This window comes from Corynebacterium aquatimens, assembly GCF_030408395.1.
GTDB lineage: Bacteria > Actinomycetota > Actinomycetes > Mycobacteriales > Mycobacteriaceae > Corynebacterium > Corynebacterium aquatimens.
In genome coordinates, this window is record NZ_CP046980.1 from 1,155,071 (window position 1) to 1,173,712 (window position 18,642).

Sequence of the window (18,642 nt, forward strand, 5' to 3'; positions counted from 1 at the left end):
TAATCTGGCTGTTGGTACCTGAGCTTAGAGATAAAGCGCGGGTCACGCCGGAAGATCCGGTAACGCAGGAAACATCCTTTAAATTCCGCACAGAGAGGCGGGGAAGGAGGTTCGATGAGTGTGACAAAGCTGCTCGATGCAGATGATGTGTCGCGCACGATTGCACGCATCGCGCACCAAGTCATCGAAAAAACAGCGGTTGATTCGCCCGACGCACCCACCGTGGTGTTGTTGGGAATTCCTTCAGGGGGAGTCCCGCTTGCACGCCGCATCGCGGGCGCGATTTCAGAGTTCGCGGGGGTGAACGTTCCGGTCGGCAGTTTGGACGTCACTCTTTATCGTGATGATTTGCACGCCCGCCCGCACAGGGCGCTGCGGCCGACCGATATTCCCACCGACATCAATGATGCGATCGTGGTTCTAGTGGATGACGTGCTGTTTTCAGGGCGCACCATCCGTGCGGCACTCGACGCATTGAGCGACATCGGTCGCCCCCGGGCTATTCAACTCGCTGTCTTAGTCGACCGCGGGCACAGGGAGCTGCCGATCCGCGCAGACTACGTAGGAAAGAACATTCCCACGTCCCGCCACGAGGATGTGAAGGTAACGCTCACGCCTATCGACGACTCGGATGGGGTCGTGCTGATCAAGGATCGGGGCGATGAAGGAGTGAACGGATAGATGAAGCACCTGATTTCAATTTCAGATCTATCGCGTGAAGAAATCATTGGCCTGATGGATGAGGCTGACCGGTTCCGCGAAGCGCTGCACGGCAGGGAAATGAAAAAGTTGCCGACGTTGCGCGGGCGGACGATCTTCACGCTGTTCTACGAAAACTCGACCCGTACGCGGTCCTCGTTCGAAACCGCCGGCAAATGGATGAGCGCGGACGTGATTAACGTCTCCGCCTCGTCGTCAAGCGTGAAAAAGGGCGAGTCTTTGAAGGACACGGCGTTGACGCTGAGGTCGGTGGGTGCTGATGCGATTATCATGCGCCACCCGTCCTCTGGTGCGCCGAACCTTCTGCGTGAGTGGGTGCCTGGCGCCGCGATTATTAATGCGGGCGATGGTTCGCACCAGCACCCAACGCAAGCGTTGCTTGACGCCGTGACCATGCGCCAGAACCTGGGCGATCTGGACGGCAAGAGGGTTCTGATTGTGGGCGACGTGTTGCACTCCCGCGTTGTGCGGTCGAACGTGGACCTGCTGTCCGCACTCGGCGCGCACGTGACGCTGGTCGCGCCGCCCACGCTTTTGCCGATGGGCGTTGAATCGTGGCCGTGTGATGTGACCAGTGACTTTGACGCCGCGTTGGATGATTCAGGTCAGGGCACACCCGACGTGGTGATGATGCTGCGCGTACAGCAAGAGCGCATGCTCGGCGGTTTCTTCCCCTCACACCGCGAGTACGCCACGATGTACGGCTTGTCCAAGGACCGCGCGCAGCGGCTTGGAAGCGAGGCCATCATCATGCACCCCGGGCCAATGTTGCGCGGGATGGAGATCAACTTTGACGTCGCCGATCTGGACAACACGGTTGTTTTAGACCAGGTGACGAACGGTGTGTACACCCGCATGGCCGTGCTGTTCACACTTTTGGCAAACGGAGAGGAAGGAGCCTAAAACCATGAGCACTCTCGCGTTAAACAACGTCCGCCCGTACGGCGAGGACATCAAGCACGTGCTTATCGACGGCGATGGCCTCATTTCGGCCATCGCGGATACCCCGTTTGACGAGGATGTCGCCGAGACGGTCATCGACGGGGGCGGCAACGTGCTGCTGCCGGGCTTGGTGGATATGCACGTTCACCTGCGGGAGCCGGGCCGGGAGGATACGGAGACGATCGCCACTGGGTCCAACGCCGCGGCGAAGGGTGGTTTCACCGCCGTGTTCACTATGGCCAACACATCCCCGGTGATTGACCAGCCGTTCCTCGCCGAAGCTGTGTGGGACAAGGGCCAAGCACACGGTGTTTGTGACGTCTACCCTGTGGGTTCCATTACGCAGAAGCTGGCGGGGGAGACCCTGACGGAGATCGGCCTGATGGCTGGTGTTGGGGTGAAAATGTTCTCGGACGACGGCCGTTGTGTCAACGACCCGCAGCTGATGCGCCGCGCCATTGAATACGCGAAGACGTATGATGTGGTGCTCGCGCAGCACGCCGAGGATCACCGCATGACAGAAGGCGCATGTGCGCATGAAGGCCCGAACGCTGCGCGCTTGGGGTTGCGTGGGTGGCCGCGCGTGGCGGAAGAGTCGATCGTCGCCCGCGACCTCATCATGACGCGCGATTATGGCGGCCGCTACCACGTCTGCCACGCTTCCACAGAAGGTACGGTTGCGCTCCTACGGTGGGCGAAAGAGCAGGGGATTGAGGTCTCCGCCGAGGTGACTCCGCATCACTTGTTGCTCACGGACGCGAAGCTGGAAAGCTACGACGGCGTCTTCCGCGTCAACCCGCCGCTGCGTGAGGATAAGGACACTGTTGCGCTGCGCGATGCGCTTCTCGACGGGACGATTGACGTGGTTGCCACCGACCATGCTCCGCACGGCAGCGAAGACAAGTGCGTTGAGTTCGACCAAGCCAAGCCCGGAATGCTGGGGATGGAAACGTCATTGGCCGCTGTTGCACAGATCTTCGTGGAGTCTGGCCTGGCTGATTGGCGTTTTGTGGCCAAGGTGATGAGTGAGCGTCCCGCCGAGATCATGCGTCTGGCTGATCAAGGACGCCCGATCGCGGTTGGAGAGCCAGCGAACCTCACCCTGGTAGATCCGCACAACCCATGGACGGCCAACGGCAAAGAAATGGAATCGAAGGCGTCCAACACTCCGTACGAAGGCATGGAGTTCAACGCCCGAGTAACGGCAACCTTCCTGCGCGGAACGCAAACCTACGAGTTGAAGAACTAAAACCAGCACGAAAGAACAGTTAAGGATTATTGATGAGTAAGACACGTGTACCAGCCGTGCTGGTTCTCGCTGATGGAAAAACGTTCCCGGGGTTTGCCTTCGGCGCGGCCGAAGATGGTGATGGCACCGCCGTGTTCGGTGAGGCCGTATTTACCACCGCGATGACCGGCTACCAGGAGACGATGACGGACCCGTCCTACCACCGCCAGATCGTGGTGGCGACGGCGCCGCAGATTGGCAACACCGGGTGGAACGATGAGGACAATGAGTCCCACGACAACCGAATCTGGGTAGCTGGCTTGGTAATCCGTGACTTGGCCAAGCGGGTCTCCAACTGGCGTGCGGAGCGCAGCTTGGAAGATGAGATGAAGGCCCAGAACATCACGGGCATCTACGGCGTAGACACCCGAACGCTCGTGCGCCACCTGCGCAACTATGGCTCGATCGCCGCCGGAATTTTTACCGGGGAGCACGCGCTCGAAGATGTTGACTCGCTGGTGGCCCGCGTGAACGAGCAGCCCTCGATGAAGGGCGCAGACCTGGCCGCGGACGTTTCCACGTCGGAGACGTACGTTCTTCCCGCCGAGGGTGAGGTGAAGTACCGCGTCGTGGCCTACGACATGGGCATTAAATCCGCCACACCGGCCCACTTTGCCAAGCGCGGCATTGAAACCATCGTCGTGCCTGCGAACACACCGGTCGAGGAAATTGAAAGCCACGACCCTGACGGCGTATTCATCTCTAACGGCCCCGGAGACCCGGCCACGGCAGACGCCATGGTGGAGGCCACCCGCGGCATCATTGAGCGCGGCATCCCGTTGTTCGGCATCTGCTTTGGCAACCAGATCTTGGGCCGCGCTTTCGGCCTGGATACCTACAAGCTGAAGTTCGGTCACCGCGGGGTGAACGTCCCAGTGAAGAACCACCTCACGGGCAAGATCGACATCACGAGCCAGAACCACGGCTTCGCTCTCAGCGCCCCAGAGGGCGTGAGCGCGAAGGATATCGCTGATGGCAACGGTCGGTTTGAGACTGATTTCGGTCCAGCCGTGATCACACACACCTGCCTTAATGACGGAGTGGTGGAAGGCGTTGCCCTGGAAAACGGCAAGGCCTACTCCGTGCAGTACCACCCGGAATCTGCTGCCGGGCCGCACGATGCGAACCCGCTGTTTGATCAGTTCGTGGGCCTCATGGATGAGCACCAAGCACACAAGCGAAACGCAGAGAACAACTAACCAGGAAAGGAATTGACATGAAACGAGAAGACATCAACCACGTCCTGGTTATCGGTTCCGGCCCGATCGTCATTGGTCAGGCGTGTGAGTTTGACTACTCCGGTACGCAGGCGTGCCGCGTCCTCAAAGATGAGGGCCTGCGCGTCACGCTGATTAACTCGAACCCGGCGACGATCATGACCGACCCGGAGTTTGCTGACCACACCTACGTGGAACCGATTCAGCCGGAGTACATTGACCGCATCCTTGAGCGTGAGGCAGCCCAAGGCCACAAGGTCGACGCGATTCTTGCAACGCTGGGTGGCCAGACCGCGCTGAACGCCGCGATCCAGCTTGACCGCATGGGCATTTTGGAAAAGCACGGCGTAGAGCTGATCGGTGCAAACATCGACGCGATTGAGCGCGGTGAGGACCGTCAGAAGTTCAAGGACATCGTGGAGAAGATCGGTGGTGAATCGGCCCGCTCGCGCGTGTGCTTCACCATGGATGAGGTCAAAGACACTGTCGCGGAGCTCGGCTTGCCTGTCGTCGTGCGTCCGTCGTTCACCATGGGTGGCCTGGGTTCCGGTTTGGCTTTCACGATGGAGGACCTCGAGCGCATCGCAGGACTTGGCCTAGAAGCCAGCCCTGAGGCCAATGTTCTAATTGAAGAATCCATTCTTGGCTGGAAAGAATTCGAGCTTGAGCTGATGCGCGACGGCGACGACAATGTCGTGGTCATCGCATCGATTGAAAACGTAGATGCGCTCGGCGTTCACACCGGTGACTCGGTGACTGTTGCGCCCGCGCTGACGCTGACGGACCGCGAGTTCCAGAAGATGCGCGATCAGGGCATCGCGATTATCCGCGAGGTCGGTGTGGACACCGGTGGCTGCAACATCCAGTTCGCAGTCAACCCCACCGACGGCCGCATCATCACCATCGAAATGAACCCCCGCGTGTCCCGCTCTTCGGCGCTCGCGTCCAAGGCCACCGGTTTCCCGATTGCAAAGATCGCCTCCAAGCTGGCGATCGGGTACACACTGGATGAGATCACCAACGACATCACTGGTGTCACCCCGGCTGCATTTGAGCCGACGCTCGACTACGTCATCGTGAAGATGCCGCGCTTCGCCTTCGAAAAGTTCCCGGGCTCCGATGAGACCCTGGGCACGTCGATGAAGGCGGTGGGCGAGGCCATGGGGATTGGCCGCAACTACATCCAGGGCCTGAACAAGGTCATGCGCTCCATGGAAGACAAGCCGAACGGTTTCTGGACCAAGCCGGATTCTTACTTCGCCGAGGGACGTGAGACCGATGTGAACGCGGTGCTGGACAGCCTGCGCACCCCCGTCGATAAGCGAATGTACGACGTTGAGCTCGCTCTGCGTTTGGGCGCGTCGATCGAGCAGGTCTACGAAGCCTCTGACATAGACCCATGGTTCCTCGCGGAGCTCCAGGCCCTGGTGGACTTTAGGCAGGAGCTTCTCGACGCGCCGGTGCTTGACGCAGAGCTGCTGCGTGAGGCAAAGGTCTACGGTCTGTCGGACACGCAGATCGCAGCGTTGCGTCCGGAATTTGCTGGTGAGGACGGCGTGCGCACACTGCGCTGGTCCCTGGGCATCCACCCCGTATATAAGACCGTGGACACCTGCGCCGGCGAGTTTGAGGCGCAGACCCCGTACCTGTACTCCGCGTACGAATACGACGAGGCGGCCGAAAACGAAGTCGCGGCTCACTCATCGGACAAGGAGAAAGTCATCATCTTGGGCTCCGGCCCGAACCGCATTGGCCAGGGAATTGAGTTTGACTACTCCTGTGTTCACGCGGCCCTTGAGCTTTCCCGCGTTGGCTATGAGACGGTGATGGTCAACTGCAACCCGGAGACGGTGTCCACTGACTATGACACCGCAGATCGCCTGTTCTTCGAACCGCTGACGTTTGAAGATGTCATGGAGATCTACCGTGCAGAAAGCGAAACAGGCACGGTCGCTGGCGTGATCGTGCAGCTTGGTGGCCAAACCCCGCTGGGGCTTGCGCAGCGGCTTGCCGACGCCGGGGTTCCGGTCGTGGGCACCACCCCGGAGGCCATCAACTTGGCCGAAGACCGCGGTGAGTTTGGGAAGGTCCTGGAGTCCGGTAACCTGCCCGCACCTGCGTTTGGTACCGCGACGAGCTTCGCCGAAGCCCGCGATGTTGCAGCCAAGATCGGCTACCCGGTGTTGGTCCGACCGTCGTATGTTCTGGGTGGCCGCGGCATGGAGATCGTCTATGACGAGGCGAGCCTGGAGGACTACATCAACCGCGCCACCGAGCTCACCCCGGATCACCCGGTGCTGGTGGACCGCTTCTTGGATTCGGCGATTGAGATTGACGTCGACGTGCTGTCTGACGGGGAGAACGTGTACTTGGGTGGCGTGATGGAACACATCGAGGAAGCCGGAATCCACTCCGGTGACTCCGCGTGTGCACTGCCGCCGATGACCATCGGTCCGGAAGACATCGACAAGGTTCGTCGCTCCGCTGAGGTTCTGGCGCACGGAATCGGCGTAAAGGGGCTCATGAACGTCCAGTTCGCCCTGAAAGACGACATCTTGTACGTGATTGAGGCCAACCCGCGTGCATCGCGCACCGTGCCCTTCGTGTCCAAGGCCACGGGTGTTCACCTGGCTAAGGCAGCGTCGCGCATCATGATGGGTGCGACGATCCCTGAGCTTATGGATGAGGGCCTGCTTCCGTCGGAGTACGACGGTGGCTCGCTGCCGCTGACCCACCCGATTGCGGTGAAGGAGGCTGTGCTGCCGTTCGCCCGCTTCCGCACGCCGGAAGGGGAGATCCTAGACACCATCCTTGGCCCGGAGATGAAGTCCACCGGTGAGGTCATGGGCCTGGCGCCGAGCTTCGGCGTCGCCTATGCCAAGGCCGAAGACGCGGCCTTCGGCGAACTGCCCGTGGAAGGCACAGTGTTCGTCTCCGTTGCTAACCGCGATAAGCGCAGCGTGATCTTCCCGATCCAGCGCTTGTCGACGATGGGCTTCAACATTGTGGCCACCGCAGGAACGGCGTCTATGTTGCGCCGCAACGGTATCGAGTGCGAAGTTGCGCTTAAGGCATCGGACGTTCGTGAGGGCGCGGACGGCAAGTCAATCGTGGACCGGATCAAGGACGGCGAGATTGACCTGATCCTGAACACCCCGGCTGGTTCCTCCGGTGCCCGCCACGATGGTTATGAGATCCGCAGCGCCGCAGCAGCGAACAACGTTCCGATGATGACCAACGTCCAGGGCATCACCGCAGCTGTCCAAGGCATCGAGGCACTGCGCGCCAACGAGGTCACCGTGACCAGCCTGCAGGAACTCGACCACACCGCGTAAGAAAGGAAGCCCCATGGGAACAGGGTTTGGCCACAGGCTCGTTGAGGCCGGCGACAAATACGGCAGGCTGTGCGTGGGCATTGACCCGCACGAAACGCTACTGGTCTCGTGGGGACTCAGCCCGGACGTAAAGGGGTTGCGCGAGTTCTCCCTGCGCTGCGCGGAAGCGTTTTCCGGCCACGTTGCGCTGATCAAACCGCAAGTGGCGTTCTATGAACGCTTCGGTTCAGCTGGTTTCGCGGTGCTGGAAGAAACCATCTCTGCGTTACGGGGCGACTCGCTGGTAGTCGCGGATGCGAAGCGCGGTGACATTGGCTCCACGATGCAGGGTTATGCCTACGCGTGGCTCGACGACAGCTCACCGCTGTCCTGTGACGCGGTAACGCTCACCCCGTATCTGGGTGTCGGTTCCCTCCAACCCGCGATTGAAATGGCTGGTCGTGAGGGAAGAGGAGTCTTCATCATGGCTGCCAACTCCAACCCCGAAGCCGAGGCGTTGCAATCGCGCACGCTTCTCGACGATGGGGATGGGGCACCGTCCACGCCCTCAGACACTGCTCAGGCACCGACGTTGGCGCAGTTCATGGTCGATGAGTGTGCCAGGTTGAATGAGGTCCCCGGGATCGGGCACGTGGGCGTCGTCGTCGGCGCGACGGTGAAGACACCCCCTGTTTTAGATCACCTCAACGGGCCGGTCCTGATGCCCGGCGTCGGTGCTCAAGGTGCAACGCTTGAGGACGTCACGCGGATCGCGGGTGCAAACGCACACTTGGTGTTCCCGAATGTCTCGCGTTCCGTGCTTTCTGCGGGCCCGGACGTTGCCGAGCTCCGAAAACGTGCCGTTGAGCTGGCTAAACACGTCATATAAGAGAGGGGCTATGTGGTGGAAACTCTCCGCCCGGCCCCTATTTGACACAGCAGGCAAAACACCTGGTAGGTTAAACACGTCCCCGCGATGACGTGCTTAAACACAGCTACGGATATCGCGTTGAGGAGAATCCGGTGTTAAACTAAGCGGAAATTGGTGAATTGCACGGTTGTCATTCTGGCCGTGTAGCGTCGCCGACGTCCAGCCGAGTACATCTGGATGTACACAAACTTTTATTCCCGAGAAAACATGGAGGAAACAAGTGGCTCTTCCCGAGTTGACCCCAGAACAGCGCCAAGAGGCTCTTGCCAAGGCAGCTGAGGCCCGTAAGCAGCGCGCAGAGCTCAAGGCTGCCCTGAAGCGCGGCGAGACCACGCTCAAGGACGTTCTGGACAAGGCCGAGTCCGATGAGATCGTTGGTAAGACCAAGGTGTCTGCTCTGCTCGAGGCTATGCCGAAGGTGGGCAAGGTTAAGGCACGCGAGATCATGGAGGAGCTGGAGATCGCTCAGACCCGCCGCCTCCGCGGCCTGGGTGACCGTCAGCGTCGTGCTCTGCTTGAGCGTTTCGGCTACTCCGCATAATTGGAGCGCGTCATGAATACGAAGGGTCGGCTGGTAGTTTTGGCTGGCCCTTCTGCCGTTGGTAAGTCAACCGTGGTCAACCGTCTGCGTGACGATGTGAAGGATTTGTACTTCTCGGTGTCCATGACCACGCGGGCCCCGCGCCCTGGGGAAGTGGATGGCCGTGACTACTTCTTTGTCACGCCGGAGAACTTCCAGGAACGGATTGATGCGGGTGAGATGCTGGAATGGGCCGATATCCATGGCGGCCTCCAGCGTTCCGGTACTCCTGCGCAACCTGTTCGCAGTGCGCTCGATGCCGGTCGCCCCGTCTTAGTTGAGGTTGACTTGGAGGGTGCGCGCAATATCAAGGCCATGATGCCGGAGGCGGTCACCGTTTTCCTGGCACCGCCGTCCTGGGAGATCCTGGTGCAGCGTCTCACTGGCCGCGGTACCGAGCCCGAAGAAGTCATCGAGCGTCGTTTGAACACGGCCCGGGAAGAGCTCGCCGCCCAAGGCGAATTTGACGGGGTTGTGGTGAACAATGAGCTTGATGCGGCTGTGAAGCAGATCAGTGATATTCTGCTTGGCGGTACTGCGCGGGTTGTCGGGCACACAGTGAACAACCACCTTGATGCGGCTGACTCTAACGCGGCAGAAGAAAACCAGCTATAACGAAGAAGTGAGTGAGAACGTGACCAACGATTTGGCAACAACAGCGAACGCCGAGGACAAGGTGTTTGATACCCCAGAGGGCATTACGGCACCGCCTATTGATGAGCTGTTGACCAAGGTCTCCTCCAAGTACGCTCTTGTGATCTTTGCTGCGAAGCGCGCACGTCAGATCAACAGCTTCTACCAGGAGCACGATGAGGGCGTCTTTGAGTTCATTGGGCCACTGGTAACCCCAGAGCCGGGCGAGAAGCCGCTGTCCATCGCACTGCGTGAGGTTGAGGCAGAGCTGCTGGAGCACGAGGAAGGCCAGTAGGGCATTTCGAGCGTCCACTGAAGCGTCACCTAAGCCCGGGTGGCGCTTTTTCATTGGTCTGAAGTGGGCATCGGTATCGCACAGCGCGCGCTGTAGCCCGGTAAGGTTGTGCAGCGTGAGTGAAAAGCGCAACGTTGTTGTCGGTGTGAGTGGCGGGATCGCAGCATACAAAGCCTGCCATCTAGTACGGGAGTTCACTGAGGCTGGTGACAACGTGCGCGTGGTGCCCACGGAGTCAGCTTTGAACTTCGTCGGTGCTGCGACGTTTGAGGCCTTGTCGGGCAATCCCGTCGACACCGGTGTCTTCACCAAGGTGGACGAAGTCCAGCACGTCCGTGTCGGACAAGAAGCTGATCTGATCGTCATTGCACCGGCTACCGCCGACGTGATTGCGCGGATCGCTGCCGGACGAGCAGATGACCTGCTCACCGCCACGGTGCTCGTGGCAACGTGCCCGATCGTCATCGCTCCCGCGATGCACACGGAGATGTGGCTCAATCCTGCCACTCAGGCCAACGTAGATACACTGCGCGACCGCGGCATAGTTGTCCTTGAACCTGCACACGGGCGCCTCACCGGGAAGGACTCCGGCCCAGGGCGCCTACCGGAGCCGTCGCAGATCGCTGCAATGGCGCGCACAGTCATGGATCACGGAACGTTCGACCGTTCGCTGTTTGGAAAAAACGTTGTGATCAGCGCCGGTGGAACGCAGGAGAACATCGATCCGGTCAGGTTCATTGGTAACCGATCCTCTGGGCGTCAAGGGTTTGCGCTCGCGGATATCGCCGTGAACCGCGGTGCCAACGTCACCATCATCGCGGGTGACACGGATGATCTTCTGAGTCCGCCAGGCGCGACCGTCGTCAAAGTACGTTCAGCACGCCAGATGTATCAAGCAGTACACGACGCAGCAGTAGATGCAGACATTGTGATCATGGCCGCGGCCGTGGCGGATTACCGCCCTGAAGAAGAGGCCGGTCACAAGCTGAAGAAAGGCCACGCGGACGAACAACTAGCAACGATTACGCTGGTAGAGAACCCGGACATCCTCAAAGGCCTCGTGGAGAAGCGGAACAGCGGCGAGACCTCCGCGACCATCGTCGGTTTCGCTGCTGAGACCGATAATCCCTTGGAGTACGGCAAGGCCAAGCTGGCACGAAAAGGTGCGGACATGCTCATGGTCAATTCCGTTCAAGGCGGCAAGGTCTTTGGGGAAGAGCGCAACAGCGGCTGGCTGCTTAGCGCCGACGGCGGTGTCGAGGAAATTGCGGACGGCACAAAACACGTCGTCGCCGCAGAAATCTGGGACGCGATCGAGAGCTTCGAGCGTTAAACCACAATCACAGCGAGCGCTAGCGCGAGCACCGTAGCGGCGCGACCTTCGGGTAGACGGAGCTGACTGTTCCCACGTTGCCAAATTAGACAGATTGGTCTATTGTTGCGCGCATGACTTCTTCCGTACAGCCGTACTACCGCTTGTTCACCAGTGAATCCGTGACCGAAGGTCACCCCGACAAAATCTGCGATGCGATCTCGGACACGATCCTTGATGATCTGCTCGCGCAAGACCCGCTTTCCCGAGTTGCCGTGGAAACGTTGGTGACCACCGGCCAGGTGCACGTGGTGGGGGAGGTGCGCACTGAGGCGTACTCCAACATCGCCAAACTGGTGCGTGACAAGCTCGTCGAAATTGGCTTCACGTCTTCTGAGGTCGGTTTTGACGGACGTACGTGCGGGGTCAACATCGCTATCGGCGACCAGTCAGCTGAGATTGCAGACGGCGTGACGGATTCGCTTGAGGTGCGTTCCCAAGAATCGACGGAGGCAGAAGACAAGGCAGGTGCCGGCGACCAGGGCCTGATGTTCGGCTATGCGACGGACGAGACACCGGAATACATGCCGATCCCGATTGCCACCGCGCACAAGCTGTCCCGCCGCTTGACTCAGGTGCGCAAGGAAAACATCATTCCGGGATTGCGCCCTGATGGGAAGACCCAGGTGACGTTCGCGTACGACGGCGACACCCCCGTTCGCTTGGACACCGTAGTGATTTCCACCCAGCACGATCCGGAGTTGACGCGCGAGGCCCTCGAACCGCAATTGCGTGAGCACGTGGTGAAGTACGTGCTCGAGGAATCCGGTCTTGGTGACTTCCTCGACGAGGAGACGACGCTGCTGGTTAACCCCTCCGGATCCTTCGTCCTGGGCGGGCCGATGGGCGATGCCGGATTGACCGGCCGCAAGATCATCGTGGATACCTACGGCGGCATGGCCCGCCACGGTGGTGGCGCGTTCTCGGGCAAGGACCCGTCAAAGGTGGACCGCTCCGCGGCTTACGCGATGCGCTGGGTGGCCAAGAACATTGTGGCCGCCGGGCTGGCGAAGCGCGTTGAGGTTCAGGTGGCGTACGCAATTGGCCGTGCGACTCCAGTGGGGTTGTATGTGGAGACGTTTGGTACCGCAGCCGACGGCCTGACCAATGAATCCATCCAGCAGGCCGTGCAAGAAGTTTTTGATCTGCGTCCGGCAGCGATCATCCGTGAATTGGATCTCCTGCGCCCGATCTACGCGAAAACAGCAGCGTATGGTCACTTTGGGCGCACGGATATTGAGCTTCCGTGGGAGCTGACCAACCGCGTGGACGAACTTCGCGCGGCGGTTTTGAAATAAAAACCAAAATTTCTTTGAAGATCGTGGAACCCTAGGGGTGCGGGCAGCATTACATAAGCGACACACACACCACACACTCCTAGAAAGGACACTCCCAATGGCCACCAACAACGACCCGAGCATCATCTCCACTGACGACCTCAACAACGACGGCACCGCGGACACCTTCTACGTAGACGTCGACGGTGACTCCAAGGCAGACGGCTACGTGGTAGACATCAACAGCGACGGCACCCCGGAAGAGGTTGGCGTTGACGCTAACAAGGATGGCACCGCGGACTACGTGGAGAAGGACAACACAGGCGACGGCATCATCGACGAGATCCAGATGGACACCGATGGCGATGGCGCGATTGACGCCACGATCAAGGACACCGATGGCAACGGCGTTGCAGACACCGTCCTGGTGGACACTGATGGCGATGGCAAGACGGATGCGGAGTACCTGGACACGGACGAAAACGGTGGCGTGGACCAGATCTTCTATGACACGGACGGCGACGGCACCGCGAACTACGAGGAGATTCACTACGACTCCGACAAGGTGGCGGATGAGGTTCACAATGATGGATCGCTCAGCGCCAACCAACTCGCGGAAGGTGAACAGGCGTTCCACGACATCGTGAACGCCACCGGTGAGAACATCGGCCTTCCTAGCGACGGTAAGGCGGGTATTAACTCCCCGGACCTTGACACCACCTCCCTGAACACCGGTTACGCAGTTGCTCCGTCTAGCTCGTTTGATGGCGCCCAGGAATACGTTCTGGATGTAGACGGTGACGGCGTGATCGACGGCTACGCGCTTGACTACGACGGTGACGGCAACTTGGACTACATCGCAGTGGACGTGGACAACGACGGCTACATCGACTACACGGTGTCTGACTTCAACAGCGATGGCGTTGCTGACGATGTCTGGATTGCAGAAGACAGCATCCTGCTGCAGGGCAACAACACCTACGTGGACACCAACACGACCTACGTCCAGGGCAACGACGTCGTGGTGGACAACAACACGACCTACGTGGACAACGGCTCGACCTACATCCAGGACAATGACGTGGTGGTGGACAACAGCTCCACCTTCGTGCAGAACAACAACACGTACGTGGACAACAGCACGACCAACATCGAAAACACTGAGATCTTCATCGATGACAGCACCACGAACATCGAGGCGAACTCCACCAACATCGATGCTTCTGAAACCACCATCGATTCCTCCCAGACATACGTGGATGACTCCGACACGTACGTCAACGACTCCGACACCTACATCAACGACTCTGACACCTTCGTCGAGGACTCTGACACCTTCGTCGAGGACTCTGACACTTACGTGAACGACGCTGACACCTACGTCGATGACTCGGCGACCTACGCAGACGACAGCTACGTGGACACTGATGCCGGTGCGGACGCTGGAAACTACGACTCCGCTTTCTAATCCCGCACGGCAGAACCAGGTTCCGTACAGCTGATGGCAGACACGCACGATCCCTCCCGCGAGGTGGTCGTGCGTGTTTTGCCGTTGTTGGGAGTTCCGCACCTAGACCGCGGGTTTGATTATCTGGCCAGCGGAGAGGACGCCGACCTGGCCACGCCAGGGGTCAAGGTCCGGGTTCGATTCGCCGGCCGTCTGGTGGACGCGATTGTTCTGGAACGCCCAGAGCAGACGGAGTTCGAAGGCACGCTGCGCTACATCGAGCGCGTGATCTCCCCGGAGGTCGTGTACCCGCCGCGCATCGCCAAGCTTGTCGACGCCCTGGCGGACCGCTACGCGGCAACCCGTTCGGACATCATCCGAACCTGTATTCCGCCGCGTCATGCCAAGGGCGCTGAGACGGCGACGGACACTCCTTGGGACAAGCTTGGTGCGTCCACTGAACCGGATTTATCGGCGTGGAGCATGTATGAGGGTGGTACGGAACTCGTTGATGATGTGATCGCGGAGACTGCCAATGAGACGGCCGAATCGTCAGCCCCGCCCCGTGCGGGGTGGCAGGTAGCGCCCGGCGCGAGTTGGACGGAGCCGCTCGCGGCTTTGGCGGCGAAGGTGGCACGCGATGGCGGTGGGGTTCTCATCGTGGTTCCGGACCAACGGGATGTTGACAGGCTGTCCGCGGCACTGCGCGAAATCGTCGGGCCGCGTCAGATCACTACGCTCACCGCCTCGCAAGGACCACAGGCGCGCTATTCCCGCTACCTCTCTGTTCTTCATGGTCAGGGGCGCCTCGTGATCGGCACGCGTTCTGCGGCGTACGCCCCGGTGGCCAACTTGAAGCTCGCGGTGGTCATGTTTGACGGTGACGAATCGCTGGTCAATCAGATGGCGCCCTACGACCATGCGCGGGAAGTTCTTACTACTCGCTCTTCGATTGAGAAGTGTGCGTTGATCATCGGGGGATTCGCGCGTACCCCGGAGACGCAGTTGCTTATCGACGCAGGGTGGCTGCGCAGCGTGGCCGCGCCCCGTGAGATCCTTCGTCAGCGAGCACCACGCATTCACGCAGCTGGGGACAGTGACTTTGAGCTGGAACGCGATCCCCGGGCCCGCCATGCACGGTTGCCCGGTGTCGCTTTTCAGGCAGCACGCAGCGCCTTGGAGCGCAACGAGCCAGTGTTGTTCCAGGTGCCGCGCACGGGCTACATCCAAACGCTTGCGTGCGGTACCTGCCGGGAACCGGCACGGTGCCGCGCCTGCAATGGGCCGCTCGGCCTGCCGTCGTCACGCGAAGCCGCCGCCCCTACCTGCCGTTGGTGCGGCCGGATCGAGACCATGTACACGTGTCCCGCGTGTGGTTCGCACCGACTCCGTGCCGTGGTGTTAGGCACGGAACGCACGGCGGAGGAACTCGGACGTGCGTTTCCGTCAACCAAGGTGCTTACGTCTTTCGGGGAGGGTGTCCGCGACGACATTGAACACGGCCCCGCCATCGTTGTGGCCACACCAGGTGCGGAACCGGTTGTGCTCGACGGCGCGTATGGTGCTGCCGTGCTGTTGGATACGTGGGCGCTGCTCAATCGCCCTGATTTACGGGCGCATGAGGATGCCTTTGAAAAGTGGGTTCATGCCGCGACGTTGGTGGCGCCCGTGAGCGACGGCGGGGAAGTGGTCGTCGTCGCCGATGCTGCGCTTGAAGTGGTCCAACACCTGATTCGGTGGGACGTTGAGGCGCAGGCGAGCTATGAGTTGAGCCAACGACGAGATGTTCGTTTCCCGCCGGCTGTCCACATGGCGGCCGTGGATTCACCGCGTGCATCGCTCGACGAGTTCCTCAGCATCCTTGATCGCTCTGGTGTTCCGGAACCCCACGAGGTGCTCGGACCGGTTGATCTTCCGCCGGGGGTCGACCTTCCTGGTGAATGGGATCGCGCCCAGTACGGTGAAGCGCAACGTGTGCTGATCCGCACGCCGCTGAACACGCGTACTCAGCTGGGTAAGGCGTTGCGGGCGGCAACCGTGACCCGAGCGTCGCTAAAGTCCGATCTTCCCTTACGCATTCAAGTCAATCCGACCCACATTGGTTAGAGCATGGGCTCGAGCCGGCGGGCTTGTCGCGAGGCACAGGGTGTCAGCGCCGCCAGTAGAATGAGCGGCCATGAGGCTAATTTTCGCTGGCACACCTGAACCAGCTGTCGAATCTTTGCGCGCACTCATTGATTCACGGCACGAGGTCGTCACGGTTCTCACCCGGCCCGATGCCCGCAAAAGTCGCGGCCGCACTCTGCACCCCTCGCCCGTGAAGGCGTTGGCCGAGGAACATGGCATTGAGGTTCTCACTCCGGAAACGCTCAAGGCTAACGACGAGATTCGGCAACGCCTGCGTGATCTTGCCCCGGACTGCATCCCGGTGGTTGCCTACGGAAACCTGATCCCAGATGACATGCTGGATATTCCAACCCACGGTTGGGTGAACCTGCATTTCTCGGTCCTGCCCAACTGGCGCGGTGCAGCCCCAGTGCAGCACGCGATTCTGGCCGGCGATGACACCACTGGCGTATCGGTGTTCCGCATCGACTCTGGGCTTGACACCGGGGACGTGATCTTAAGTACGAATGATCCGATTGCCCCCGAGGACACTGCCGGTGATCTGCTCGAACGCCTCGCTCGAGGCGGCGCGAACGCCCTCGTTGAGGCGATGGACATGCTTGAGGACGGCACGGCGCAGCTGACCAAGCAGCCGGAAGAGGGGACGTACGCCTCGAAGATCACTACGGATGACGCGCGGATTGACTGGACCCAACCGGTTGAAGTCGTTGACCGTGCAATCCGTGCGTTCACGCCAGCCCCCGGGGCATGGACGACGTTAGGCGGCGACCGCGTGAAGGTAGGGCCCGTTACCCCTGCTGGAACATCGGATCTGCAGCCGGGGGATGTCACGGTGACGAAGAAGCACGTGAGCGTGGGGACTGGAACCGGCGATGTCATTCTCGGCACGATCCAGCCGCCAGGGAAGAAGATGATGAACGCTGCGGACTGGGGCCGCGGATTAAGCGCTGATGTTGTGGAAGGGCTGAAGTTTCAATGAGTGGTGGATTCCGCTCGCGTTCGCGCAGGTCGCGCGAAGCAGCTGAACAGGGACAGACGAAGAAGGGTCGAGGCACGCGCCAGGTACGCGAGGGGGATCGCAGACCTGATGCAGTGCGGGACCACATGCCGGCCATCGGTGACCCGGCGCGGGAGGCGGCCTTCGAAGCAGTCTTCCGCGTGGAGACAGAAGATGCTTTTGGCAACCTGGTTCTGCCGCAAATCCTGCGTCAGAAGAAGGTCGGCGGGCGCGACGCGGCGTTCGCGACGGAGCTTACTTACGGAACGCTGCGCAACCTTGGCGTCTTGGACGCCGTGATTGCGCAGTGTTCGTCTCGTGAACTATCGTCGCTGGACCCAGCCGTGCTTACTGCACTTCGGCTTGGCACGTACCAGATCCTGCACACGCGGGTGGAGCAGCACGCGGCCGTTGATACCTCGGTGCAATTGGTTGAATCAGCAGGCCAAAGCAAGGCGAAAGGGTTTGTCAACGGGATCTTGCGCACCATCACCAGGACCTCAAGCGAAGAGTGGATGGACCGTATCGCAGCTGAAGTCGCTACTGGCACCGATGGCTCGATCGAGGGGTTCGGTGAGATCGCGATTCGCACGGCACATCCCGCGTGGATCGCAGCATCCTTTGGGGAGACCCTCGCGGCGGAAGGCCTTAGCGGCGACGCGTTGAAAGATGAGCTCACTGCGGCGCTTGATGCCGACTCCCAGCGTCCGGTGGTGCATCTCGCGGCGCGCCCGGGGGAGATGAGTGCGGAGGAACTGGCACTGATCACTGGCGGTGAACAGGGCAGGTACTCGCCGTATGCCGTGTACCTCGATGGCGGCGATCCGGGCAAGCTCCAGCCAGTGCGCGACAAGCTCGCGGCGGTCCAGGATGAGGGCTCTCAGCTGATTGCCCGTGCCGTGGTTGAAGCGCCGCTTGAGGGCACCGATGGCGGTCGCTGGCTTGACCTGTGCGCCGGCCCGGGCGGCAAAACGGCGCTCATCGGCGCGCTCGCTGAGATTGACGCTGCGGCAGTAGACGCCGTGGAGATCAGTGAGACCCGGGCAAGGCTCGTTGAACAGATCACAGAGGGGCTACCGGTGACGGTAAAGGTCGCTGATGGTCGCGACAGTGGTTGTGAGCCGGGCTACGACAGGATTCTGGTCGACGCACCCTGCTCCGGGCTTGGCGCGCTGCGGAGACGTCCGGAGGCGCGGTGGACCAAGTCGGAGGATGACATTGCTGAGCTCAACACACTGCAGTCGGAGTTGCTCGCAGCTGCGGTTGAGCTCGCCCGCCCGGGCGGCATCATCGTCTACTCCACCTGCTCCCCGGATCTGCGTGAGACCCGAAGGATCGTCGATAAGCAACTTGCTTCTGGTGGCGTCGAGGAACTGGATGCCCGTGACCTCATGCCAGGAATGGATGAGGTTGGGTCGTTCCCGAGTGTCCAAATGTGGCCGCACCGGCACGGCACCGACGCGATGTTCGTGTCGATTCTGCGCAAGAACTAAAGGCTAAGG

14 protein-coding genes and 1 pseudogene are annotated in these 18,642 nt (G+C 60.7%); all 15 read left to right on the plus strand.

Features of this window, described 5'->3' with window-relative positions:
• Positions 1-114: 114 nt before the first annotated feature.
• The 15 genes and pseudogenes from pyrR (at position 115) to CAQUA_RS05320 (ending at position 18,633) form a co-directional block, all read left to right on the plus strand.
• Positions 115-681, plus strand: a complete 567-nt coding sequence (gene pyrR / locus CAQUA_RS05250) for a bifunctional pyr operon transcriptional regulator/uracil phosphoribosyltransferase PyrR (RefSeq protein ID WP_196824202.1) — start codon at positions 115-117, stop codon at positions 679-681.
• A complete protein-coding gene (locus CAQUA_RS05255; protein WP_196824201.1) occupies positions 682-1,623 on the plus strand; it encodes an aspartate carbamoyltransferase catalytic subunit in 942 nt (313 codons plus the stop codon).
• Positions 1,624-1,627: 4 nt separating this feature from the next.
• Entirely contained in the window at positions 1,628-2,911 is a 1,284-nt protein-coding gene (locus CAQUA_RS05260; RefSeq protein ID WP_196824200.1) for a dihydroorotase, read from the plus strand.
• Between the two features lie 32 nt (positions 2,912-2,943).
• Complete coding sequence (gene carA, locus CAQUA_RS05265) at positions 2,944-4,149, plus strand: glutamine-hydrolyzing carbamoyl-phosphate synthase small subunit (protein WP_196824199.1); 1,206 nt, start codon at positions 2,944-2,946, stop codon at positions 4,147-4,149.
• 17 nt (positions 4,150-4,166) lie between these two features.
• Positions 4,167-7,502, plus strand: a complete 3,336-nt coding sequence (carB, locus tag CAQUA_RS05270; RefSeq protein ID WP_196824198.1) for a carbamoyl-phosphate synthase large subunit — start codon at positions 4,167-4,169, stop codon at positions 7,500-7,502.
• Positions 7,503-7,515: 13 nt separating this feature from the next.
• On the plus strand, positions 7,516-8,370 hold the full coding sequence (gene pyrF / locus CAQUA_RS05275; RefSeq protein ID WP_196824197.1) for an orotidine-5'-phosphate decarboxylase: 855 nt from the start codon (positions 7,516-7,518) through the stop codon (positions 8,368-8,370).
• Positions 8,371-8,632: 262 nt separating this feature from the next.
• Positions 8,633-8,953, plus strand: a complete 321-nt coding sequence (gene mihF / locus CAQUA_RS05280; protein ID WP_196824196.1) for an integration host factor, actinobacterial type — start codon at positions 8,633-8,635, stop codon at positions 8,951-8,953.
• A gap of 12 nt (positions 8,954-8,965) precedes the next feature.
• Positions 8,966-9,523 (plus strand): annotated as a pseudogene (gene gmk, locus CAQUA_RS05285) (guanylate kinase); the annotation flags it as partial.
• A gap of 91 nt (positions 9,524-9,614) precedes the next feature.
• Entirely contained in the window at positions 9,615-9,920 is a 306-nt protein-coding gene (gene rpoZ, locus CAQUA_RS05290) for a DNA-directed RNA polymerase subunit omega (protein WP_376993166.1), read from the plus strand.
• Between the two features lie 115 nt (positions 9,921-10,035).
• Positions 10,036-11,253, plus strand: coding sequence for a bifunctional phosphopantothenoylcysteine decarboxylase/phosphopantothenate--cysteine ligase CoaBC (coaBC, locus tag CAQUA_RS05295; RefSeq protein WP_196824193.1), 1,218 nt, complete (start codon positions 10,036-10,038; stop codon positions 11,251-11,253).
• A gap of 113 nt (positions 11,254-11,366) precedes the next feature.
• Positions 11,367-12,590, plus strand: a complete 1,224-nt coding sequence (gene metK, locus CAQUA_RS05300; RefSeq protein WP_196824192.1) for a methionine adenosyltransferase — start codon at positions 11,367-11,369, stop codon at positions 12,588-12,590.
• A 97-nt stretch (positions 12,591-12,687) separates the two neighbouring features.
• Positions 12,688-14,037 carry a hypothetical protein gene (locus CAQUA_RS05305; protein ID WP_196824191.1) on the plus strand — a complete coding sequence of 450 codons (1,350 nt, stop codon included), beginning with the start codon at positions 12,688-12,690 and terminating at the stop codon, positions 14,035-14,037.
• Positions 14,038-14,070: 33 nt separating this feature from the next.
• On the plus strand, positions 14,071-16,122 hold the full coding sequence (locus tag CAQUA_RS05310; protein WP_196824190.1) for a primosomal protein N': 2,052 nt from the start codon (positions 14,071-14,073) through the stop codon (positions 16,120-16,122).
• Positions 16,123-16,192: 70 nt separating this feature from the next.
• Positions 16,193-17,122: a methionyl-tRNA formyltransferase gene (gene fmt / locus CAQUA_RS05315; protein ID WP_196824189.1), complete on the plus strand. Its 930-nt coding sequence runs from the start codon at positions 16,193-16,195 to the stop codon at positions 17,120-17,122.
• Positions 17,119-18,633 carry an RsmB/NOP family class I SAM-dependent RNA methyltransferase gene (locus CAQUA_RS05320; protein ID WP_196824188.1) on the plus strand — a complete coding sequence of 505 codons (1,515 nt, stop codon included), beginning with the start codon at positions 17,119-17,121 and terminating at the stop codon, positions 18,631-18,633. Before fmt ends, CAQUA_RS05320 begins: the two co-directional genes overlap by 4 nt.
• Positions 18,634-18,642: the final 9 nt, after the last annotated feature.

Excerpts from the sequence above, each read along its gene's own strand:
- pyrR (WP_196824202.1), top strand. The coding sequence starts at position 115 with ATGAGTGTGACAAAGCTGCTCGATGCAGATGATGTGTCGCGCACGATT.
- CAQUA_RS05255 (WP_196824201.1), top strand. The coding sequence starts at position 682 with ATGAAGCACCTGATTTCAATTTCAGATCTATCGCGTGAAGAAATCATT.
- CAQUA_RS05260 (WP_196824200.1), top strand. The coding sequence starts at position 1,628 with ATGAGCACTCTCGCGTTAAACAACGTCCGCCCGTACGGCGAGGACATC.
- carA (WP_196824199.1), top strand. The coding sequence starts at position 2,944 with ATGAGTAAGACACGTGTACCAGCCGTGCTGGTTCTCGCTGATGGAAAA.
- carB (WP_196824198.1), top strand. The coding sequence starts at position 4,167 with ATGAAACGAGAAGACATCAACCACGTCCTGGTTATCGGTTCCGGCCCG.
- pyrF (WP_196824197.1), top strand. The coding sequence starts at position 7,516 with ATGGGAACAGGGTTTGGCCACAGGCTCGTTGAGGCCGGCGACAAATAC.
- metK (WP_196824192.1), top strand. The coding sequence starts at position 11,367 with ATGACTTCTTCCGTACAGCCGTACTACCGCTTGTTCACCAGTGAATCC.
- CAQUA_RS05305 (WP_196824191.1), top strand. The coding sequence starts at position 12,688 with ATGGCCACCAACAACGACCCGAGCATCATCTCCACTGACGACCTCAAC.
- CAQUA_RS05310 (WP_196824190.1), top strand. The coding sequence starts at position 14,071 with ATGGCAGACACGCACGATCCCTCCCGCGAGGTGGTCGTGCGTGTTTTG.
- fmt (WP_196824189.1), top strand. The coding sequence starts at position 16,193 with ATGAGGCTAATTTTCGCTGGCACACCTGAACCAGCTGTCGAATCTTTG.
- CAQUA_RS05320 (WP_196824188.1), top strand. The coding sequence starts at position 17,119 with ATGAGTGGTGGATTCCGCTCGCGTTCGCGCAGGTCGCGCGAAGCAGCT.